Source organism: Gilliamella sp. Pas-s27 (assembly GCF_009795865.1).
Taxonomy (GTDB): Bacteria; Pseudomonadota; Gammaproteobacteria; order Enterobacterales; family Orbaceae; genus Gilliamella.
The window spans coordinates 53,764-77,165 of record NZ_WTEW01000011.1 but is presented as its reverse complement, the minus strand read 5'-3'; the positions used below and the strand labels follow the sequence as shown (position 1 = coordinate 77,165).

Sequence of the window (23,402 nt, the reverse complement as noted above, 5' to 3'; positions counted from 1 at the left end):
ACCGTTCGTACCGTACAGAGGTATTGGATTTATATCTTTTTAATAATCTGGAACAGGTAAGGAGAATAACCGAAGAATGGTTAACAATTTATAACACCGAAAGACCGCATGAGGCATTAAATAACATGACACTGATTGAGTATAAAACACTAAAACAAGCAGCTTAATTTTCTACGTGAGTTGTGTACTAAGTTTGGGATATTTACAATTTGTGTTGAGGCAAAAAAACTAGGTTTTGATGCTATATTTGGGTACGAAGTTGATCGACATTCAAAACTTGGAGAAAAATTGAAACAACCATGGTTATGTGTATTTTATGAATCTAAAATATCCTTACCTTATTGGATAAAGTAACTAACAAAATAACAATAATAGCATTAATTATTTTGTGTAACAAAAAGTATAACAAAATCTTAAAATTATAAAAATATAATTAAAATTCAATTAACTAATAAAAATGCATCATTGGGGTGTGGTTGGCTAAATTGTCTTTATTAGTCATGGTGGTTTTTCTTTTTATGTTTAAAATTCATATTATTATGTTTTTTTTGTTAAGGTTATTTCAAAACTTATCAAGTTTTATCATTAAATTGTATTTGTAACTGTAATAAAAGCTGTAATAAATTTTATTAAAAAGAATTTTGTCTTTTATGATTGTATCATTATATATGATCCCAAAAAGAAAAAGAGAGTCAATAAATCAATTTTATAGGATATAAAGTTATTTCTGTAAGTTGATTATTTTACTATAAGCTGTATAGTTTTTAAGAAGGATTAATGTTACAACATTATATTTTATTGCGTAATTTAATATTTCGCTTTATATTATTGCGAATAATCTTATTCTAGCTTTACACTAATCATTTATAAATATAATTTATGCAAAAAAAACGTCTTTCTTTGATTGTAGCTATTATTATCGTTATGGTTATAGTTATTATCTATTTTGCTAATCAACCTAGTACCATTATATTACAGGGTGAAGTTGAATCTAACCGTGTTGATGTCGCCGCTAGAGTACAAGGTCGAGTGATTCAATTTAATTATGATGTTGGGGATGATGTTAAAAAGGGGGATACGCTTCTTACTCTTTCAAGTCCTGCATTATTAGCTCAGCTTGCAACCGCTGAAGCACAATTAAATGTGGCAATAGCAAGTCGCGATACGACGTATAGTACTAGGCCAGAAACAATTGATGTGCAAAAGGCTCAATTAGATAAAGCAAAATCGGATTTAGCTTTAGCTCAAGCTAGTTATGACCGAATTAATCGTTTAGTCAAAAATGGAACGGTTTCAAAGCAAAACTATGATGAATCGTTTAATCAATATCAAGCAGCTGTCAAGGCTTATGAAGCAGCTAAAGCTAATCTGACATTGGCTGAAAATGGTAGTAGCATAGAACAGAAGAAATTAGCTGATACTCAAGTAGAACAATCAAAAGCTGCTTTAGCGCAAGTAAAAGCAGATGTTAATGAATTAACTTTGGTTGCTCCTATTAGTGGTCAAATTACGACTCGAGTTGCTGAAACAGGGCAGTTGTATAGCCCAGGAACTCCTCTTTATTCTATTATTGATTTAAACGATATTTGGTTTACTTTCAATCTTCGCGAAGATTTATTAGGAAATATTAAAGTCGGTGATAAGTTTCAGGTAAAAGTTCCTGCATTAAATAATCAAGTTATTGATGTTAAAGTTACGGTATTAAATGCTTTAGGTCAATATGCTAATTGGCAGGCGACTAAGGCAACCGGTGACTTTGATCTAAAAACCTTTGAAATGCGTGCAAAACCAATCAATAAAGTGGCAGGTCTACGTCCAGGAATGAGTGTTACCACAAAATGGCAACCTCATTAACATAATTAATCTGGTCATCTTACGCAAAAGGACGGCATTCATGTCTAGTTCGCTATTACAAGTGATTAGATGGGAACTGAGTAAATTAGTGAAACAACGATTTTTGTTTTTACTAGTTTTTATCTACCCTTTATTATTTATTTTTTTATTTCTTTATATGTACCATGCCGGTGTTATTACTCAGGTACCTATTGCTGTTGTTGATCAAGACACAACTAAATCATCACGTTTATTAATTCAACAGGTAGCTGCTTCTCCACAATTACAGGTGGCTAAACGTTATCAAGATCTTTCCTCTGCTAAACATGCTTTGATTAAAGGGGATGTTTATGCAGTACTTTTTATTCAGCCTCAGTTTGAAAAGGATCTTATAGCTGGACGCCAACCTGAAGTAGTCGCTTTTTATAATAATCAATATATGTCTGCTGGCACCATTATTTTTCGGGCCATGAGCACAGCATTAAAAACAGCTAATAGTCAAATTGTATTGCAAGGATTATTAGAAAATGGAGTTGCTTTACCTGTTGCACAAAGTCAAATGCAAACGGTTCCAACTAATTTACATCCATTATTTAACCCAACATTAAATTACCTATATACATTAATGAGTGGTTTAATCCCTACCATTTTGCAGATTATTATTATGATAGCAATGGTTACTAGTATCACTCGAGATCGCTTTGACGGAACAAGCTATCAAAAAACATTACAATTAGCTAATTACAACATTTTTACTTTTTTAGTAGGGCGCATTACTCCTTATTTTAGTTATTTTTTATTTTGCCTAATTTTATTTGATAGCATTTTAATCGCCTATTTTAACTTACCACTGAATGGATATTTGATGTTGCTTATATTCGGTGATATATGTTTTATCTTGACGTCATGTTTATATGGGATTTTTTTTGGGTTAACTGGTTCAACATTAGCGCAGGCATATGGTACTGCAAGTTTAGTTGCATCGCCTAGTTTTGGTTTTACAGGACTTATTTTCCCTCGTATTGCCATGAATACTTTTGCTTATGTTTGGGGGGCTTTATTACCCGTGACATGGTATATACAGATTCGCCTTGATCAAACACTCAGGGCACCAAATATGATGACTTCATTAGAACCATTTATTTATTTACTGATTCAATTCAGTATTGTATCAATGCTTATTATGCTTCATTTACGAAAAATTCGTAGGCGGTTAATATGATTAAATCTTTACTATTAATTTCCTATGATGAATTAAAGCGAATATTTCAAACCAAAGCGATACTTAGTGTTATGTTTTTGGGAATATTTATCTATTTCTTTTTTTATCCTCAACCTTATTTACATGAAGCGATACGTGATGTTCCTATCGCTGTTATTGACCAAGATAATACTAATTATAGCCGAGAGCTAGTTAGGCAGATTGATGCAAATAAATCTATTGAAACAGATTTGCACATTACAGATTTACAGACAGCTAAAAAACTGATTGAAGAGCGTAAAATATATGGTGTAGTATTGATACCTTATCGTTTTCAGCAACATATTTTAGCGGGGAAAACGAGTACTGTTTTATATTATGGCGATGCTAGTTATATTTTGATTTATAGTAATGTGGCAACGGCTATTAATACTGTAGCTAGTAATTTTGGTGCTAAAATTTCGATTTCACGCAAAATAGCTCAAGGCGTTGATCCTGCTGTTGCAACAAGTAATGTTTCGCCTTTTAGCACTCAGCTGATTAGTTTATTTAACCCGCAATCTGGTTATGCAACTTATATTATTCCAGCTGCCTTTATTTTGATTTTATATCAAACATTACTTATTGGTAGCATATTATGTCGTTTATTCAGCAAAAATTCTGATTTTGAAACAACATTTATTAATAAACAAAGTAATGCTACATCTTCAGCGCTATTGCTACTTTCAGGTAAATTGTTCACTTATTTAGTACTTTATTTGATCTATTTTATTATCTATACCGTATTTGCTAATTATTGGTATAACTTGCCACGCTTAGGTAATATCTTCGTTTCCTTGTCGTTTATTATTCCTTTTATTTTTTCTACGGCGTTATTAGGTAAAGTGGTATCACATTTTGTTCATACAGTTAGTGATGTTTTTTGTTTAATTATACCGTCAAGTATGATTATATTTTTTGTTACTGGACTATCTTGGCCAAAAGAATTGATGCCTTCGTTGTTCCAGTTAATTGATTATATATTTCCAGCAGTACCCGCTATTGTTGGTTCTGTAAAAATTAATCAAATGGGTGCAAGCTTTTCTGAGTTTAGTCAGCAATATTGGCATTTGTGGGTATTGACGATTATCTATTTTATTATCGCCTTTATTTTAGAAAAACGTTATATCAAGAAGACGTTTGTTATGGATGTTAATAAAAATAATTAATAATTGCTGTTAAAAAGTAATTCTTTTTTTATCTGACTAAAAATAATTATCAGTTTAGTATTAAAAATACTTTTAACTAAAGTGTGATTAGGAAGTTTTATAAACTGATGAGTATTTCATTTAATATAGTGCAAGGGACATTAGACGAACTTGATGATATATCATTACTTTTTTCTGAATATTGAGAATTTTATGGTATTAAAAGTTGTTATTCTGAATCAAAGAGATTCATTAGAGAAAGATTGATCAACAATGATTCAATAATTTTTCTTGCTTACGATAATAAAATAGCATGTGGTTTTACACAGCTATATTTTTCTTATTCTTCTTTATCCATATCACCAACTATAATTTTAAATGATTTATATATTATAAAAAGTTGCAGAAGGCATAATGTTGCAACTCAATTAATGGAAAAAGTAAAAAATTTTGCAAGTAATTCTGGATATAGTGGCATTTTATTATGTACATCAGTCGAAAATTACAAAGCAAGAGCTTTGTATGAAAAATTAAATTATAAAATTGATGAATAGTTTGTTTATTATTTTTTAAAACTACATGAAGAATAATATAAAATTTCATTTGAGCAGGACTAATTAAGCATAGTCTTTAATGGCTATGTAGGGGGGATTAGTTTTTGTGTTGTACATTTTTTTATTTATTTTTTGGTAAAGGTTTAGTGTTTAAATTTATGATACATAGTTATAAGTATAAAAATTTTGCGTTGTTCTTGAAGGATAAATGGTAACACTATATCATAGCCAATCTTAAAGGCTTTATTCTCTAAAATAACAAATAATTGAGTCCTCATGTTAATTAATGCTAAAACTATTCTTGATAAATTAAACCCACATAATAAAGTAAATTACGATTCCGTTTTAAAAGAGGTGATTACTGATTGGCAATCGACAGCTGTTCGCCCCAAACTGTTGATTCATAGTTGCTGTGCTCCTTGTAGTACATATGTTTTAGAGTATTTAGCACAATATGCTGATATTACGATCTATTTTGCTAATTCTAATATTCATCCTCGTGTTGAATATGAATATCGTAGCGTGGTGCAACAAAAGTTTATTACTGATTTTAATCAAAAAACAGGCAATAACGTTCAGTTTTTAGAAGCTCCTTATCAGCCTGCTGAGTTTATTAAGCAAGTTGAACATTTACGAGATGCTCCAGAAGGGGGAGAACGGTGCCATCTCTGTTATAAAATGCGTTTAGATTTGGCTGCTATTAAAGCGCAAGAGTTAGGTTTTGACTATTTTGCCAGTGCATTAACATTAAGTCCTAAAAAAAACAGCCAAAAAATTAATGAACTAGGATTAGAAATTCAAGAAATTTTTTCGGTCAATTATCTGCCTTCTGATTTTAAAAAAAATAATGGCTATAAACGTTCTATCGAGCTTTGTAAAGAGTATGATGTTTATCGGCAGTGTTATTGTGGCTGTATTTTTGCCGCTAAAGCACAAGGTGTTGATTTAAAAAATGTGATAAAAATAGCTAAACAAGGATTAGCTAAAGAAATTTAAATAAGGATTTCCTGTGTTATCAATTTATCAATTAAAGCCGAAGTTTCAAGCACGACTACGTCCTTATGTTGATCGTCTTTATAAGGCTAATATTACAGCTAATCAAGTAACCTTGATTGCCTGTTTGGGATCTGTCATGATTGCTTTTATTGTTGGAATATTGGCATCATATCAATGGATTTTTTATCTTATTCCAATATGGATGTTTATCCGTATGGCACTCAATGCTATTGATGGTATGCTTGCAAGGGAATATCATCAAAAATCAAATTTAGGTGCTTATTTAAATGAAATTTGTGATGTAATTTCTGACAGTGTGCTATTGGTCACTTTTACACAACTTCAAGAAGTAAATAACAATTTAGTTATTTTTTTGATTTTACTATCCATTTTAACGGAATATAGTGGCATTTTAGGTGTCATGATTGGAGCATCAAGGAGATATGATGGACCAATGGGTAAAAGTGATCGAGCTTTTGTCTTTGGGGTGATAAGTTTAGGTATTGCAACTTATTTATTACCTTTAATGTGGATTAATACGTTATTCTGGATCATCAGCTTTTTACTTATTTATACTGTCATTAACCGAGTTCGAAAAGGCATGCAAGAAACGCAAAAATAACGAGGAAAAATTATGCGTCAACAGCAACAAAAAAGTTTTATTAGCCATGATGGTTGTCGGTTGTTTTATCGCTATTGGCCTGCTACTGATAATAATAAAGGTCTTTCTAAAGCAATTGTTCTTTTTCATCGAGGGCATGAACATTCTGGGCGCATGGCTCACTTGGCTGACGAACTAGAACTACCTGATTATCAAATATTTGCTTGGGATGCTAGAGGAAATGGTCTATCGGAGGGTGATCGTGGTGATGCTCTCAATTTTGCAACGTTAATTAGAGATGCAAACTGTTTTATTGAACATATTAAACAAACTTATTCGCTTTGTTATGAAGATATTGCCATTATTGCCCAAAGTGTTGGGGCTGTCATTGCCTCGGCATGGGTACATGACTATGTGCCCAATATTCGTGCTTTGGTATTAGCTTCACCGGCCTTTAGTGTAAAATTATATGTACCATTAGCCATATCTGGTTTGAAATTGCTGTATAATTTAAAAGGTAATTTTTTCGTTAACAGCTATGTTAAACCTAAATTGTTGACGCACGACGTTGAACGTGCTGAATCATTTACTCAAGACCCATTGATTACTCGACCAATATCTGTTCGATTACTCCTTGATTTATATGAAGTGTCTGATCGTATTGTTAAAGATGCCAATGCCATTAATATTCCAACGCAATTATTAGTTTCAGGCTCGGATTATGTAGTAAAACGTAAACCGCAAAAACAATTTTATGACAATTTAGGTTCTGAACAAAAAGAGTTTCATGTGTTGCCTGGCTTTTATCATGATACTTTTGGTGAAAAAGAGCGAAAATTTGCAATCGATCGTGCAAGGCGATTTATTCTAGGATCTTTTGCCAATGAACCTAAAATTCAGTCATTTACTAATGCCGATATGCTTGGTTACACAAGACAAGAAGCAGATAATTTATCCTTACCGCCATCAGGTTGGATTAGACCTTTATATTGGAAATTTATTAAAGCTAGTTTAGCATACGCTAGCCGACTTTCGGATGGGATAAAATTGGGCACGACAATAGGGTTTGACTCGGGAGGCTCATTGGATTATGTCTATCGTAATGAACCGTCTGGTACCTCAAAACTAGGGCGTTTTTTAGATTATGTTTACTTACAATCTATCGGATGGAGAGGTATCCGTCAACGAAAGACACACCTTGAAGAACTATTAAAACTCGCTATCAATCAACTTCACGAACAAAATAAGCCTGTCGATATTGTTGATATTGCCGCAGGGCATGGTCGTTATATTTTAGAAACGATTAACCAACTCGCTAATAAACCCAATTCGGTACTATTACGAGATTATAGTGATATTAACATACAAGATGGCCAAGCATTAATAGAGGAAAAAGGATTAACTGATATAGCCCGTTTTGAAAAAGGTGATGCTTTTAATCGTGAACAGCTAGCCCAATTATCACCACAACCAACATTAGCTGTTGTTTCTGGCTTATATGAATTATTTAGTGATAACCAGTTACTGCGTGCATCTTTGTCAGGTTTAGCTGATTCAATCGCTGAAGGTGGTTATTTAATTTATACTAATCAACCTTGGCACCCACAACTTGAATTTATAGCAAGAGCATTAACATCACATAGAGATGGACAACCTTGGATTATGCGCAGACGTACCCAACTTGAAATGGATCAACTTGTCGCAGACGCTGGGTTTAAAAAGATCACTATGCGTATTGATCAGTGGGGGATTTTTACCGTATCACTGGCTCAACGAATTAAATAATAAAGAATGTATGAGTTAAAATATTGCTTTAATAAGCTAACTGCTTATAAATTAGCATGGTTAGTTGGTTTAACCGTTTTCTTTTTTACTAGCTATAATTTTGCTAATGAACTTACAGCGATGCGAAGTGATGTAGGCAGTTTAGTTTTTGAATGGGAACACTCAATACCTTTATGGCCTTGGACTATCATACCTTATTGGTCAATAGATCTTATGTATGGATTAGCCATTTTATTAGCTGGTTCTTATTCAACTCTTAAAAAGCTTGGTTTTAGACTTTTTTCTGCTCAGATTATTTGTATTTTTTGTTTTTTAATCTTTCCACTTAAATTTAGTTTTGAACGCCCACCATTAGACGGTTTTTCTGGAGTATTGTTTGATGTTTTAATGGGATTTGATAAGCCATTTAATCAAGCACCTTCATTACACATCACATTACTTATCATTTTATGGCAGTTTTATGTTAATTATTTACATACCAAGCTTGCTCGTTATATTTTGCATGTTTGGTGTCTCTTAATAGGCGTGTCAGTATTAACAACTTGGCAACACCATTTTTTTGATATTCCAACTGGATTATGGGTTGGCTGTTTTTGTATTTGGTTATGGCCAGATAACAACTTATCGCCATTAAAAAATAGACAACTAGCCAAACACTATGTTTGGGCTAGTATCTATTTTATATTATTTTTGTTATTTCTGAGTTTAGCAATCTACTTTAATGGATGGTGGCTTTGGTTGCTTTGGCTTTCTGCTTCCTTATTTTTGGTTTGTGTCAATTACTTATTTGTTGGTGCAATAGGATTTCAAAAGCAGACTAACGGACATTTTAATCTTGCCACTACGATTTTATATTTACCTTATTTTATAATCATGTGGATCAATTCACGATTATGGACATTTAAAAATGAATCAGCCGATTTAATTTATGATAATGTTTATTTAGGACGGATACCCTCTAACAATACATTACGAAAATATTCTTGTTTCTCGATTGTTGATCTGTGTGCTGAATTACCTATAGGATGTGTTTCTGGTAATTATTGCTCAATTCCAGTGTTAGATATGACACCACTAACTATTGAACAATGTCAGCAAGCCTCTAAAATGATTGAGCAGTATCATAAACAAGGAAATGTACTCGTTTGTTGTGCATTAGGTTATTCGCGTAGTGCAACAGCAGTAATTGCTTGGCTATTACTAACAAAAAGGGCTTCTAACCTTGATGATGCTATTACGAAAGTCAAGTCAAACCGTCATTCAGTCGTTATTACAACTAAACAACGTTTAATTTTATCAGATCTATTTTTACAAATACAAAAAGGAAACCTATGCTAGGTTATAACAAAACAAAATCACCTAAAATTATAAATCAAACTACACTGGTGATATTTTGTAGCTTATTGGAAATGAGTAAACAATTTTATATTTTTTCATTAGCTATAACGATAATAACATTATGTTTTGGATTGATAGCAAGTTGGTGGATAGGTTCATTGTTATGCGTTATTGGTTGTCTTATCTGCTTGTTGATGGGGTTAATTAGCAAATATTATGCCCTACGTATTGAATTTGATAAAAAGCTGTTTGATTATTTAGCCACTAATGTTGATCAGTTACCAAATAAATTAATGGAATTAGATGAGGCATTACAGCAATTAAATTTAATTAACACCAATCAATTCCCTACAAGATCGATTATTGAACGCCAAAAAGGAACAATAAAATTATTAAAAAAACAAATTTTTTGGTTTATTTTACAAATACTACTATTAGTTGGAATATTAATCAGTGGAATGATTCGTTTTGGTTAAATAGTTAACTTTATAATTGATTTAAGTTTATTATACTGCAAATGTAATTAAGGGGAAAACAATGTCTGATTATCAACGTGATACTTTATTATTGTTTGTGGGTATAGGTGTATTACTCATTATTGCATCAATAATAGGCTTACAACTAAAAAAACGTATGAAAAGCCCAAATAGTGTCATTGATAATTTAAATACTCGCATTAATTCATGGTGGGTAATGGTAGTAATCATTGGCATTGCATTTTTATTAGGTAAATTGGCGGTTATTTTTCTATTTTTCCTAGCATCATGTATTGCCCTGAGAGAATTTCTTACCTTAACTTCAGCTAATGGTTATGATAATTATGCTTTAATGTTTTCTTATTTTATTGCTTTGCCTTTACAATATATTTTAGTGGCTGTGTCTTGGTACGGACTATTTAGTATTTTTATTCCTGTTTATGGTTTTTTGTTATTAGCTATTTTGGCAGCAATCACAGGCTCAACGCATAATTTTCTAGAAAGAACAGCTGAAGTTCAATGGGGATTAATGATTACTGTTTATAGTATCTCTTGCGTGCCGGCATTATTAGCATTAAACATTGAACATTACCAAGATCGTAATTTACTTTTGATTGCTTTTTTAGTCTTGGTTGTCGAACTTTCAGATGTCTTACAATATGTTTTTGGTAAATTATTTGGTAAACATCCTATTAGCCCAAATTTATCACCATCAAAAACCATTGAAGGTTTTATTGGGGGAGTGTTATCGGCAAGTTTAATCGGTGCTTGTTTATTTTGGATAACACCTTTTACTTTTATTCAATCGGGTTTGATTTCGTTGATGATTACTCTACTTGGATTTTTTGGAGGACTTGTCATGTCAGCAATAAAACGAGATAGAGGTATCAAAGATTGGGGAAAAATTATTGGTGGGCATGGTGGTGTGCTTGATCGTTTGGACTCTATCTGTTTTGCTGCACCAATTTTTTTTCATATTGTGCGATATTATTGGACATAACTTGTCTAAAATGCCAGTAATTAAAAGTATTGTATAAAAATCATAACTAAAAAAGAGAAAAATTATTTAATTTATGATATAAATAGAGTCATTGTATTAACGTTAAGATATAAATAAGGACTTTATTATGTTAAAAGAAGAAATGGTAGTAAAAAATTCAACTGGTCTTCATGCTCGCCCTGTTACGGCACTAGTTAAATTAGCTGGTCGTTATAAATCATCAATTGAACTTGTTTACAATGATAAAGCAATCAAATTAAAAAGCATGATGGGTTTACTTGGTGCTGGCGTTAAAGGTGGTTCAACTGTTGAAATCATCTGTGATGGTGAAGACGAGCAAGCAGCAATGGACGAAATTCGTGAATTATTTGCTACTGGTTTTGGTGAGTAATTGCAACCTTAGTTTAGCTAATAATTATTTTTTAGATTTGATTCCGTCGACTTATGTCGACGGAATTGTTTTTTGAAAGGCGTAACTAGATACTTTTAAGTAGACCTAATTTAAAAAGATTAAATTAATCTTTAATTATTGAATTCAATTCTTTATGATCAATAGACGGCAACATTTTGGTAAAGCCTTTAGTTAGATAAATTAAATAAATAAATCCAATTGCTAACCAAACCAAACCAACAATCATTGCAGTCGCATCAAGGCTTGTCCACAACCATAATGAAAGCAAAACGCCAATTGCAGGTAATAGTCCATACTTAAATAGCATTGATGCTGTTTTTGCATTATTACCACCAAGGTAGCTTTTGATCACACATAAATTGACAAAAGTAAAAGCTACTAATGCGCCAAAGCTTATCATTGAAACCACTAAACTAAGATCTAATACTAATGACAGCAATGAAAAGCAAGCAACAAAGATAATTGATAAATAAGGCGTTCTAAAGCGTGGGTGAATTTTATAAAAAATCTGTTTAGGTAGCACCCCTTCACGTCCCATTGCATAGAAAATCCGTGACACGCTAGTTTGCGCAGTCATTGCTGATGCAAAAACACCCGTTAAATAGGCTGCTTGGAAGAAATTATACATAAAATCACCGCCTAATTGGCTGATTTTACCAACTTGACGAACCACTTCTAAACTTGCAGTATCTTTGTTATCAGTAAAATCAGTCCACATTGGGTAAGCTAAGTGAGCACAATAAGAAACCACTAAAAAAATACAACCCGCAATTAACACAGTCCATATAATGGCTTTTGGTAGTGATTTTTGTGCATCATTAGACTCTTCGGCTAGGGTTGCAATAGCATCAAAGCCCAAAAAAGCAAGACATAATATTGCTGCACCAGACATTAAGCCACTAAAATCGCTGGCATTAACTTGCAATGGTTTCATCATTGCTTCAGGAGTTAAATCCACATTAGTTAAACTCAAAAATATAAATAACCCGATAAAAACCATTTGTACAATGATTAAGGTAAAGTTTACTGAATTAATCAGTTTTATACCAAGGTAATTTAAAAAGCTAACACTAATAAGCGAACCCAATACAAAAACATAAGCAGGAATGCTTGGAAATGCTTCATTAAGATAAATACCTAAAACCAAATAATTTAATATTGGCAAAAATAGGTAATCAAGGATTTGTGCCCAGCCCACCAAAAAACCAACTTTTCCACCAAAAGTACGTTGTACATAAGAATAAGCAGAACCAGCAATAGGTAGCTTATTTGCCATACGACAATAGCTTAATGCAGTGAAAAAAATCATAGCAAGGGTGATGATATAGGCTATAGGTAAGTGTCCATTACTGGCAACAGTGACTTCCCCATAAGTGGTAAAGATCCCTAAAGGAACCATATAAGCTAAACCAAATGCAATTAATGCAGGTGTGGTTAAAACTCGTTTCATTTTTATTGCGGACATGACTTACTTTGCTCCTCTGTCCCAAAAAACAATAAAAAACTACTAAGTATAGTTTTGCCTTTTTACCCGCTTAAAGCGGCAGGGAATTCTGACATATTATGATAATTATGCAAGTTAATTTTTAGTAAAATAGTACTAAAACGGGCGAATTATAAACTTTAAAATGTATTACTTGGTATTTCAGGGCGATTTAATTTAAATGGGATACTTAAAACATGATAAGTTTTAATTTTCATATTTGTGATCCAAATCTATTATTTTCTAAACAAAATAAATGTCAGCATAAATAAATTTTTGTATATTGAACATACAAAGCAAAATAAAATTAATTTGTTTTGGATAGTTATCATTAATTAAAGAGAGTCTATTTATGCAGTCAATTCCTGTTTTATCGGTTGATTTGACTAGTGATGTTACTAATCAAAAATCTTCCGTTATTAATTTAATGGCTAAAGCTAGCCAAGTTTATTTAACAAATGTTAAAAGTTTTTTTGATGATGTGATGGCTCATGAGCAGGAAATGGAAACAGATATGTTACCAGATATTGCTTTGCCTCATGCCAAAAGTACAGCAGTTAATTCGCCATTTATTGTTGTCGGTAAATATATTGATGGCATAGTTTGGAATAATGATAATAAAGTCAAATTAGTAATTTTAATTGGTGCGCCAGAGCATGCTAATAAAGAACATCTATCTATTATTGCTAAATTAGCATCAAATTTAGCTGATGATGATTTTATTCAGGATTTACTTAACAGCGATATTCAATTTGTAGCTAATAAAATCAGAGGATTATATGAGTAAAAAAAAGATTGTTGCGATTTGTGCATGTACAGCTGGCATGGCGCATACTTATATTGCCAAACAAAAAATTGAAAATGAAGCCAAAAAACGTGGCTGGGATTATAAGGTTGAAACACAAGGTGCTGCTGGAATTGATAATCCATTAACCGAGCAAGATCTTAAAACTGCGGATGTTATTGTATTAGCTACCGATATTTCAATCGAAAATGCTGATAGACTGGAACCTTATAAAAATATCATTAAAGTTAGTACTGGTGAAGCTGTAAAAAATACCGTTACAATTTTTAATAATGCGGATCAAATATCAACCAAAGAGGTTAAAGATAGTATAGGTAAAGAAATATTTAGAGCGTTAAATACAGGTATCAGTAAATTTTTACCAGTCATCATCGCATCAGGAATACTTTTTTCAATTGTGTTAATGACAGGCGATGTTACTAATGGCGACATCTTACCAAGTAATCAATTTTTTGTCGATTTAAAACAGGTTGCACTATATGGTTTTGCCATGATGGTACCCGTACTAGCAGCCTATATGGCTTATTCCATTGGGGGGAATGCAGCTTTAGCGCCTGCATTTATTATGGGATATGTAGTGAATAATCCAATTGGTGCTAATCAAGTCAGCACCGGTTTTATTGGTGCAATGATATTTGGTATCTTAATTGGTTATTTTGTTAAATGGTTTAAAACGGTTAAAGTTCATCCTGTGATAGAGTCGATTATGCCAGTAATGATTATTCCAACAGTAACTTTATTGGTTATGGCTCCCATTTATATTTATGGCTTATCTTATCCTCTTGTTTGGTTTGTTAAAGCTATGGTGGCTACTTTAAAAGGTATGTCTGAGGTAAATGCAGCATTTCTAGGTATTGGCATTGGTATATTGGCCGCGTTAGATATGGGTGGACCATGTAGCAAGGCTGCCACAGCATTTACATTAGCGGCAATGGCAGAAGGCGTTTATGGACCAAATGGTGTGTTTCGTATGTGCTGTGCTATTCCACCATTAGGATTAGCGGTGTCATCATTGATAGTATCAAGATCTAAATATACCAAAGAAGAAAAAAAATTTGGTATTACAGCGTTCTTTTTATCACTAGCAGGAATAACAGAAGGTGCTATTCCGTTTGCTGCCAAAGACCCTAAACGAGTTATCATTGCAATTGTGGTTGGTACTGCGATAGCAGGTATGCTAGGTATGCTAAATGGTATAGATTCGCTTGTTGCATTTGGTGGTTTAGTGGCATTAGGTGGAGTCACTAAAGGTGCAATGTGGTATGTCATTGACATGTTTATAGGTGCGCTTATTATCGCAGCTATTTTACATTTCACTAAAAAAACAGCTGTTGAGAGCGAAGTAAATACGGAAGTTGAATGATAACAGGTAATTACACTGGCAGTAACTGCCAGTGTAATGATTTACAGCTTTAAAAAACAGAAAAGTTAACCGTGTATTTTGTATTATTGTTGATAAACTGTTTTCCCGCCAACGATAGTGGTTAGTACTTTCACATTTTGAATATCAGTTGTTGGAATAGTAAATGGATTACGATCTAAAATAATTAAATCCGCAAATTTTCCTTTCTCGATTGAACCAATATATGCCTCTTGTTTTAGAACATAAGCCGCATTGATTGTTGCGCTACGTAATACTTCGGTAATGGTTAAATTGCGATCACTGTCTAATCGAGGATGTTCGGCATCGATTTGTCTGGTCATGGCAATTTGGAAATCATACCACTCATTTAATGGATCAATTGGCCAATCACTTCCAAATGCGCAAGTTACACCTGCATTTATATATTGTCCGTGAGCTTCTAAACCGTTATAACGCTCAGGACCAAATAATGTCTTATATTGTTCGATCATCGCTGAGCTACAGCCGGCCCATTGGAACGAGAAAACTACACAAGCGTTCAATTGCTGATATCTAGTAAATTGATGTGACGCACTAAGCTCATTATGAGCAGTACTTGGACGTATGTCTGCATTAGGCAATGCTTTACGCATTTTTTCAATGGAATTTAAAACAACTTCAATCGCACCTTCACCTACTGTATGCATATGTGGATGAAACCCTGCTCGAGATGACTCAAGAATTAAAGCATCTAGCATCTCAGTAGAATAATAAAGATCACCATAACGATCTTTTTCATTTTCAAGCAAATAGGGTTTTAATAGCCTTGCAGTCATTAATGGTGCTTGCATTACACCGTCAACAAACAACTTAGTATGTGAAATTTTGATTCCTGGTTTTGGTTGCCAGTTTTTATCGTCATAACGTGCTGCAAATTGCTTTACTTTGTTAATAACATTTGGGATATCTTCAATTGATGATACATCATCTGGTGGTAGTTCACGAGCACCAAATAAGCGGACAGATAGCTGGTCTTGTTGCTGTAGTTTTAAAAAAGCATCGGCTTGAACTTCTGTAATTCGGGCATCCATAACTGCCGTGACACCTTGCTTATTGAGTTCCGCTTGCGATAGTTTAGCAATATTTACAGCTTGCTCATCGGTAAGTTTAGATATGCTATCAAATGCTCGCATAGCTGGCGCATCTTCTAAAATGCCGTTAAGTTCGCCATCTTCAGTACGACCAATTTTACCATCAGTTGGTTCAGGTGTATTTCTATTTAGTCCAAATTTTTCTAAAGCAATGCTATTGGCAACTAACGTATGGCAATCGTTTGAAAATAAAATAACAGGGCGTTTTGTATTGAGCTTATCAAGGTCAAAGCGTGTGATATCGGTGCCAATTGGCAAAACTTCTTGTCGTAACCAACCTCGAACTTGTAGCCAGTGATTATTATCGTTTATAGAATCCTTATCTAAATATTGTTGTATAATGGCTAAAGTATCATCAATTGTTAAGCTTTGATAATTCAAATTACATGATGATAATTGCATTCCTCCCCAAAAAGTATGCAAATGCGAATCAATGATACCCGGCATCATGGTTTTACCTTGTAAGTCACAAATGATCGTATGATTATCGACATATTGACTGCTATTTATTTCTTGCGTGGTGCCTGTTGCAATAATATAACCGTTTTCGATTGCTACAGCTTGGCAAACAGTGTCTTGCTTGTCAGCTGTATAAATATAGCCATTAATGTAAATAACATCCGCTTTAACCATGATTAATGATTCCTTAAAATAAAGATCGAAATGAAAAGTGAACGATAGCAGATTTATAAAAAATTTGTCAAATGCAATAATTTTCTTTATTGTGTGCCGAGATTATGCTAAAACTAGTTTATTTGTTACAGCGTCACAAGGTGAGTCAGTGAAATATCAGCAATTAGAGAACCTTGAATGTGGTTGGAAGTGGCACTATTTAGTAAAAAGGCATCAGGACGGTGAACGTATTACACGGCATGTTGAAAACAGTGCAGCTGAGCATGCTGTGAATGAATTATTGTTATTACAACATAATCCAACAGCAGTTATTGATTGGATAAAAGCACATTTAAATCCCGATTTAGATAACCGTATGAAGCAAACTATTCGGGCAAGACGAAAACGGCATTTTAATGCAGAGCAACAAAATACACGGAAAAAGTCTATCGATTTGGAATTTTTAGTTTGGCAACGACTTGCTAATTTGGCTAAACGCCGAGGTTGTACGTTGTCGCAAACAATTACACAACTAATTGAAGATGCTGAGCAGAAAGAGCAATATGTAACAAAAGTATCAACAATTAAAGATGATTTGCTGTCGATGCTTGATGTGAAGCAAAACAGTAAATAACGTAAATTACAGGATAAATAGGTTTAATTATGGGAAAATCCCTTGTTATTGTGGAATCACCAGCCAAAGCTAAAACGATTAATAAATATCTTGGTAAAGATTTCGTGGTTAAATCAAGTGTAGGTCACATTCGAGACCTACCTGTGAGTGGTAGTAACCAACGAGCTGAAAAAACTGCAAAAGATACAAAAAATAAAACCGAGAAAAAGGTTAAACGTTCAGAAAAGCAGATCTTAGTTGATCGTATGAGCGTTGATCCTTATAACGGTTGGAAAGCACATTACGAAATTTTACCGGGTAAAGAGCGGGTTGTATCTGAACTTAAAAAGCTAGCAAAAGACGCAGACATGATCTATCTCGCAACCGACTTGGATAGAGAAGGGGAAGCCATTGCATGGCACCTTAAAGATGTTATTGGAGGTGATGATAGTAAATACCGTCGTGTGGTCTTTAATGAAATTACCAAAACCGCAATCAAAAATGCGTTTAATGAGCCATCAATGCTCGATATGGATCGCGTAAATGCACAGCAAGCACGTCGATTTATGGATCGTGTTGTAGGCTTTATGTTATCGCCATTACTTTGGAAGAAAGTTGCCCGAGGATTATCAGCTGGCCGTGTACAATCGGTTGCGGTTCGTCTTGTCGTTGAGCGTGAGCGTGAAATCCACGCCTTTATTCCTGAGGAATATTGGGATCTTTATACCGATCTAAACACCGCAAAAAAAGATCAGCTTACTTTACAAGTTACACACTACAAAGATAAAGCTTTTGAACCTAAGGATAAAGTTGCGATTGATATTGCTTTGGCCGAGCTCAACAAAAGCCAATATCAAGTCACAAATATTGAAGAAAAGCCAACCAAAAGCAATCCTACAGCGCCGTTTATTACCTCGACTTTACAACAAGCGGCTAGCACACGTTTAGGGTTTGGTGTTAAAAAAACCATGATGTTGGCACAGCGATTATACGAAGCAGGTTACATCACCTACATGCGTACTGACTCGACCAATTTAAGTCAAGATGCTTTAACCATGGTACGCGATTATATTGGTAAAAACTTTGGTGACAAATATCTACCTAAATCAGCTAATGTATACAGTAGCAAAAAGAACTCGCAAGAAGCGCATGAAGCGATTCGACCATCAGATGTTACTATCTTAGCTGACAATCTTAGTGATGTTGAAGCCGATGCGTGCAAATTATATCAACTAATTTGGCGTCAATTTGTGGCATGTCAAATGACATCGGCTGAATACAATTCAACAACACTGACTGTTGAATCGGGCGATTTCACTTTAAAAGCTAAAGGTCGTACATTGCGTTTTGATGGTTGGACTAAAGTGCAACCACAGCTAGCTAAAAATAGTGAAGATAAGATATTACCGCAGGTATCGGTAAACGATAAGCTCGATTTAATTAGTTTAAACCCAAATCAGCACTTTACTAAGCCACCAGCACGTTACAACGAAGCGTCATTAGTTAAAGAGCTTGAAAAACGTGAAATTGGACGCCCTTCGACTTATGCGACTATTATTTCGACTATTCAAGATCGAGGTTATGTACGTTTAGATAACCGTCGTTTTTATGCTGAAAAAATTGGAGAAATTGTTACTGACAGACTTAGCGAGAATTTCAATGATTTGATGAGCTATGATTTTACCGCTCGTATGGAGCATGCACTTGATGAAATTGCACATAAAAAACAAGAATGGCGTGAAGTGCTTGACCAATTTTTTAGCGACTTTAGTCAACATCTTGAAGTGGCCGAACAAACGCCTGATAAAGGTGGTATGCAACTTAATCCATTGGTATTAACGCCTGAAATCAAATGCCCAAATTGTAGCCGTGAAATGGGAATTAAAACTGCGGGTACTGGCGTATTTTTAGCCTGTTCTGGTTATGCATTGCCTCCTAAAGAGCGTTGTAAACAAACGATTAACTTAATCCCTGAGCATGAAACACTTAATCTTTTAGAAGAGTCTGAGACAGCCGAAACTGACGCATTAAGAGCACGTAAACGTTGTCCAAAATGCCATACAGCAATGGATAGTTATTTACTTGATAACGAACGTAAATTACATATTTGTGGTAATAACCCAATTTGTGATGGCTTTATTGTCGAGAAAGGTAACTTCAAAATAAAAAGCTATGAAGGCCCAATTATTGAGTGTGAAAAATGTGGTTCAGAAATGCATTTAAAATCAGGTCGTTTTGGTCTTTATATGGGATGTACTAACCCTGATTGTAAAAATACACGTAAAATCTTAAAAAATGGTGAAGTTGCGCCACCGAAAGAAGATCCTGTTGATTTACCTGAGCTTCAATGCAGTAAATCAGATGCACACTTTGTGTTACGTGATGGTGCTTCAGGAATCTTTTTAGCTGCGCATAACTTTCCAAAATCAAGGGAAACACGAGCGCCTTTAATTGAAGAGTTACAACGCTTTAAAGATCGCTTACCAGAAAAATTTATTTACTTAACCGAAGCACCAAATAAAGATCCTGAAGACAATCCCTCTATTGTTCGTTTTAGTCGTAAAAATAAACAACAGTATGTCACTTCTGAAGTTAATGGAAAATCGACAGGTTGGGTAATGCACTATGTGGATGGCAAATGGATTAATGGTAAAAAATAGGTAAGAACCTTTAAATTTTATTAAAAGTTTCAAAGGAGTATACCTTTCAGTATAAAACGATTGTTTTTTGTGCTGATGTGTGAAAAACTTACCTCCTAAATTCTCCCTTTTAAAGCATTATTAAAAGGGAGAAAGCATACAGTTAAAGGAGCTTTTGTTTGTCATGAAATTGCAGCAATTACGTTATATTGTTGAAGTCGCAAATAACGATCTTAATGTATCGCTAACATCCGAAAAACTGTATACCTCTCAGCCAGGCATTAGCAAACAAATAAAGCTATTAGAAGATGAACTTGGTGTGCAAATTTTTACTCGAACAGGTAAACACCTTTCACAAGTAACCCCCGTTGGTGAAAAAATTATTGCATCGGCTAGAGAAATCCTCAATAAATCTAACGATATCAAAATTATTGCCAAAGAGTTTAGTCAGCCAAATCAAGGATCACTCACCATTACAACCACTTATACTCAAGCCCGTTATGCTTTGCCGTCTGTGATCCAAAAATTTATGAAGCAATACTCAAATATTACTTTACATATGGAACAAGGATCATCTGCACAATGCATATTACAAGCACAAACAGGGCTAGCGGAATTTGCTATTGTGACTGATATTTCACAATTAAATGACGATATGATCGCTTTGCCTTGCTATCACTGGAACCAAGCGGTTATTGTTATGAAAGATCATCCTTTAGCAAAAAGCCGCTTGATATCGATTGAAGAATTATCTAAATATCCGTTAGTCAGTTATGATTTTTCAAATGATGGTTCAGATTTAAATCAAGCCTTCTTAAAGGCTAAGCAATCGCCAAATATTGTTTTTAGTACAACCGATGCTGATCTAATTAAAACTTATGTAAAGCTAGGTGTAGGGGTGGGTATTGTTGCAAAAATGGCGGTAAGTAATAATTCAGATGATAATTTTGTTGTACTTAACGCAGGACATATCTTTCCTTACAGTACGACCTATATTGTTTTTTCACGATCGCTATTTTTACGTAGTTATATGTACGATTTTACTCATCTTTTTGCACCTCATTTGAATCGACAAACAGTTGATAAGCTTATTTTATGTGAAAACAATACCGAAGTATTAGCAATGTTTAACGGGGTAAAATTACCCGTTTGCTAAGTTGATTTATTGTTTTCTGCTAATTGAATATAAAATTAACACTAAAGTGCAATGGGATTTGCACTTTAGCTAGGTTTATTATTTATGTCTTGCTTTTAAAATCCCGATCACATCTTGTAGCGATAGATTCTGATCTTGAAGTAAAACTAAAAGATGATAAACCAAATCAGCAGATTCATTTTTTAACTCTTCGCGATCATGTACGGTTGCGGCTAATGCTGTCTCAACGCCTTCTTCACCAACTTTCTGAGCAATACGTTTAGTGCCGTCATGATAGAGTTTGGCGGTATATGATGATTTAGGATCGGCATTTTTACGCCCAGCTATTAGCTGTTCTAACTCAAACAAAAATCCCCATTCGGTTTTTACTTTATCAAAACAGCTATTTGATCCTGTGTGACAGGTTGGACCAATAGGATCAACTAAAATCAGTAAAGTATCATTATCACAATCTGCCGAAATACTCACCACATTTAAAAAGTTACCAGACGTTTCGCCTTTGGTCCAAAGTCGCTGTTTGGTGCGTGAATAAAACGTCACTTTACCACTATTTTTTGTTTGCGCTAATGCCTCTTGATTCATATAACCCAGCATCAGCACATCACCAGAAACATAATGCTGAATAATCACCGGCATTAGATTGTTTACTTTTTGCCAATCCAGTTGTTGCAAATCTAGTTGTTGTAAATTTAATTTTGTATCGCAATTTTGAGTTAACATAATCGAATTTCTACTCCATTTTGAGCTAAATACTGTTTAAGTTCACCAATATTAATCATTTGCTTATGAAATACTGAAGCTGCTAATGCACCATCAACGTTGGCCGCTGTAAATGCTTGTAAAAAATGAGCCATAGAGCCCGCACCACCCGAAGCAATAAGTGGTACATGACAAACTTCACGAATAGCTTTAAGTTGAGTCAGATCATAGCCATTACGCACACCATCTTGGTTCATCATATTAAGGACAATTTCGCCAGCACCACGCTTCTGCACCTCTTTAACCCAATCAAGCGTGTTCCATTTAGTGGCAATGGTGCGCTTTTCATCCCCTGTAAATTGGTAAACGTGATAATTATCAGATTCTTTGTCATACCAAGTATCAATACCAACAACAATACACTGCACACCATAACGATCGGCAAGGCGAGTAATTAAGGTTGGATCAGCAAGCGCAGGGGAGTTGATTGAAATTTTATCAGCACCAAATGAGAGTATTTGCCCAGCATCTTCAATTGTTTTAATTCCACCAGCGACACAAAACGGAATATCAATCACCTCGGCAACTTTAGCAACCCAGCTTTTATCTACTACACGACCGTCAGATGAAGCCGTAATATCATAAAAAACGAGCTCATCAGCGCCTTCTTGAGCATAGCGTTTTGCTAAAGGGACAATATCGCCAATAATTTCGTGATTTCGAAATTGCACGCCTTTAACCACTTGACCATCACGAACATCTAAACAAGGGATTATCCTTTTTGCCAGCATAAAATTGCCTCCTGAACAGTAAATTTACCTTCAAGCAGTGCTCGCCCGACAATCACGCCAGCAACACCACTATCTTTAAGCGCTTCAATATCATCTAATTGACCAATTCCGCCAGAAGCTTGAAAAGCGATTTGAGGGTATTTTTGACTGATTTCTTGATACAACTTAACATTCGAACCGCTAAGCGTACCATCTTTCGAAATATCAGTACAAAGCACATGTTTCAATCCATAAGGCAAATAGCTATCAATTACGCATTCCAATGTCTGTTTTGAGTCTTCTTGCCAACCGTGGATAGCGACATACTTGTTTCCTTTAGAATCAATTCGTACATCAAGCGCTAATACCAATTTTTCAGCACCATATTTTGTAAACCACTGTTTAACAATTTCAGGTTGTTTAATGGCGGTTGAACCAATCACCACACGCGCAGCACCTGCGGATAATAATGCTTCAACATCATTTTGGGTACGAATACCACCACCAATCTGCACAGGAATTTGAACACCACTAATAAGTGATTTTATTAACGAAATTTGCCTAGCATTAGGATCTTTCGCACCAGTTAAATCCACCAAATGCAATAGCTTAGCACCTTGCTTTTCGTAATCTTGTAAACGTAAAAGCGGATTATTGCCATAATCACGTTTTTGTTCATAATCGCCTTGATGTAATCGCACCACATTACCGTCAATTAAATCAAGAGCAGGAATAATTATTGGGTAAAC

22 protein-coding genes are annotated in these 23,402 nt (G+C 34.2%); 17 read left to right on the top strand and 5 right to left on the bottom strand.

Features of this window, described 5'->3' with window-relative positions; translation table 11 throughout:
• The 12 genes from GQ589_RS05970 to GQ589_RS05915 form a co-directional block, all read left to right on the top strand.
• A partial coding sequence (locus tag GQ589_RS05970) for an integrase core domain-containing protein (protein ID WP_160425112.1) occupies positions 1-167 on the top strand: 167 nt, incomplete at its 5' end.
• A 712-nt stretch (positions 168-879) separates the two neighbouring features.
• Positions 880-1,854, top strand: a complete 975-nt coding sequence (locus GQ589_RS05965; RefSeq protein ID WP_160425110.1) for an HlyD family secretion protein — start codon at positions 880-882, stop codon at positions 1,852-1,854.
• A 40-nt stretch (positions 1,855-1,894) separates the two neighbouring features.
• A complete protein-coding gene (locus tag GQ589_RS05960; protein WP_160425108.1) occupies positions 1,895-3,055 on the top strand; it encodes an ABC transporter permease in 1,161 nt (386 codons plus the stop codon).
• The gene (locus GQ589_RS05955; protein WP_160399701.1) at positions 3,052-4,242 is read left to right on the top strand and encodes an ABC transporter permease; all 1,191 of its coding nucleotides are present in this window, start codon (positions 3,052-3,054) and stop codon (positions 4,240-4,242) included. Before GQ589_RS05960 ends, GQ589_RS05955 begins: the two co-directional genes overlap by 4 nt.
• A 242-nt stretch (positions 4,243-4,484) precedes the next feature.
• Entirely contained in the window at positions 4,485-4,775 is a 291-nt protein-coding gene (locus tag GQ589_RS05950) for a GNAT family N-acetyltransferase (protein ID WP_160399702.1), read from the top strand.
• Positions 4,776-5,051: 276 nt separating this feature from the next.
• The gene (locus tag GQ589_RS05945) at positions 5,052-5,771 is read left to right on the top strand and encodes an epoxyqueuosine reductase QueH (RefSeq protein ID WP_160399703.1); all 720 of its coding nucleotides are present in this window, start codon (positions 5,052-5,054) and stop codon (positions 5,769-5,771) included.
• A gap of 13 nt (positions 5,772-5,784) precedes the next feature.
• On the top strand, positions 5,785-6,393 hold the full coding sequence (locus GQ589_RS05940) for a CDP-alcohol phosphatidyltransferase family protein (protein ID WP_160399704.1): 609 nt from the start codon (positions 5,785-5,787) through the stop codon (positions 6,391-6,393).
• Between the two features lie 12 nt (positions 6,394-6,405).
• On the top strand, positions 6,406-8,157 hold the full coding sequence (locus GQ589_RS05935) for a bifunctional alpha/beta hydrolase/class I SAM-dependent methyltransferase (protein WP_160399705.1): 1,752 nt from the start codon (positions 6,406-6,408) through the stop codon (positions 8,155-8,157).
• 6 nt (positions 8,158-8,163) lie between these two features.
• Positions 8,164-9,495: a phosphatase PAP2/dual specificity phosphatase family protein gene (locus GQ589_RS05930; protein ID WP_160399706.1), complete on the top strand. Its 1,332-nt coding sequence runs from the start codon at positions 8,164-8,166 to the stop codon at positions 9,493-9,495.
• Positions 9,496-9,566: 71 nt separating this feature from the next.
• Positions 9,567-9,971, top strand: coding sequence for a hypothetical protein (locus GQ589_RS05925; RefSeq protein WP_160399707.1), 405 nt, complete (start codon positions 9,567-9,569; stop codon positions 9,969-9,971).
• A gap of 61 nt (positions 9,972-10,032) precedes the next feature.
• Positions 10,033-10,971, top strand: a complete 939-nt coding sequence (locus GQ589_RS05920) for a phosphatidate cytidylyltransferase (RefSeq protein WP_160399708.1) — start codon at positions 10,033-10,035, stop codon at positions 10,969-10,971.
• 127 nt (positions 10,972-11,098) lie between these two features.
• A complete protein-coding gene (locus tag GQ589_RS05915) occupies positions 11,099-11,362 on the top strand; it encodes an HPr family phosphocarrier protein (protein ID WP_160425106.1) in 264 nt (87 codons plus the stop codon).
• Between the two features lie 124 nt (positions 11,363-11,486).
• On the opposite strand, the gene GQ589_RS05910 is transcribed toward GQ589_RS05915, so the two are convergent.
• Positions 11,487-12,848, bottom strand: a complete 1,362-nt coding sequence (locus tag GQ589_RS05910) for an APC family permease (protein WP_160425104.1) — start codon at positions 12,846-12,848, stop codon at positions 11,487-11,489.
• Positions 12,849-13,218: 370 nt separating this feature from the next.
• On the opposite strand from GQ589_RS05910, the gene GQ589_RS05905 reads away from it, so the two are divergent.
• Positions 13,219-13,653 carry a PTS sugar transporter subunit IIA gene (locus GQ589_RS05905; protein WP_160399711.1) on the top strand — a complete coding sequence of 145 codons (435 nt, stop codon included), beginning with the start codon at positions 13,219-13,221 and terminating at the stop codon, positions 13,651-13,653.
• On the top strand, positions 13,646-15,034 hold the full coding sequence (locus GQ589_RS05900) for a PTS fructose transporter subunit IIC (RefSeq protein ID WP_160399712.1): 1,389 nt from the start codon (positions 13,646-13,648) through the stop codon (positions 15,032-15,034). Before GQ589_RS05905 ends, GQ589_RS05900 begins: the two co-directional genes overlap by 8 nt.
• 83 nt (positions 15,035-15,117) lie before the next feature.
• Here GQ589_RS05900 and GQ589_RS05895 read toward each other — a convergent pair whose 3' ends face one another.
• Complete coding sequence (locus tag GQ589_RS05895) at positions 15,118-16,797, bottom strand: amidohydrolase (protein ID WP_160425102.1); 1,680 nt, start codon at positions 16,795-16,797, stop codon at positions 15,118-15,120.
• Positions 16,798-16,945: 148 nt separating this feature from the next.
• Between GQ589_RS05895 and matP the strand changes: the two genes are divergently transcribed.
• From matP to cysB, 3 genes are all read left to right on the top strand, one after another.
• The gene (gene matP / locus GQ589_RS05890; protein ID WP_160399714.1) at positions 16,946-17,410 is read left to right on the top strand and encodes a macrodomain Ter protein MatP; all 465 of its coding nucleotides are present in this window, start codon (positions 16,946-16,948) and stop codon (positions 17,408-17,410) included.
• Between the two features lie 29 nt (positions 17,411-17,439).
• Complete coding sequence (gene topA, locus GQ589_RS05885) at positions 17,440-20,049, top strand: type I DNA topoisomerase (protein WP_160425100.1); 2,610 nt, start codon at positions 17,440-17,442, stop codon at positions 20,047-20,049.
• A gap of 163 nt (positions 20,050-20,212) precedes the next feature.
• Positions 20,213-21,184, top strand: coding sequence for an HTH-type transcriptional regulator CysB (gene cysB / locus GQ589_RS05880; RefSeq protein ID WP_160399716.1), 972 nt, complete (start codon positions 20,213-20,215; stop codon positions 21,182-21,184).
• A 78-nt stretch (positions 21,185-21,262) separates the two neighbouring features.
• Here cysB and hisIE read toward each other — a convergent pair whose 3' ends face one another.
• The 3 genes from hisIE to hisA are packed head-to-tail and all read right to left on the bottom strand — an operon-like array spanning position 21,263 to position 23,393.
• Positions 21,263-21,904: a bifunctional phosphoribosyl-AMP cyclohydrolase/phosphoribosyl-ATP diphosphatase HisIE gene (gene hisIE / locus GQ589_RS05875; RefSeq protein WP_160399717.1), complete on the bottom strand. Its 642-nt coding sequence runs from the start codon at positions 21,902-21,904 to the stop codon at positions 21,263-21,265.
• Positions 21,898-22,674, bottom strand: coding sequence for an imidazole glycerol phosphate synthase subunit HisF (gene hisF, locus GQ589_RS05870; RefSeq protein WP_160399718.1), 777 nt, complete (start codon positions 22,672-22,674; stop codon positions 21,898-21,900). The genes hisIE and hisF overlap by 7 nt, the downstream gene beginning before the upstream one ends.
• Positions 22,656-23,393: a 1-(5-phosphoribosyl)-5-[(5-phosphoribosylamino)methylideneamino]imidazole-4-carboxamide isomerase gene (gene hisA, locus GQ589_RS05865; RefSeq protein ID WP_160399952.1), complete on the bottom strand. Its 738-nt coding sequence runs from the start codon at positions 23,391-23,393 to the stop codon at positions 22,656-22,658. Before hisA ends, hisF begins: the two co-directional genes overlap by 19 nt.
• Positions 23,394-23,402: the final 9 nt, after the last annotated feature.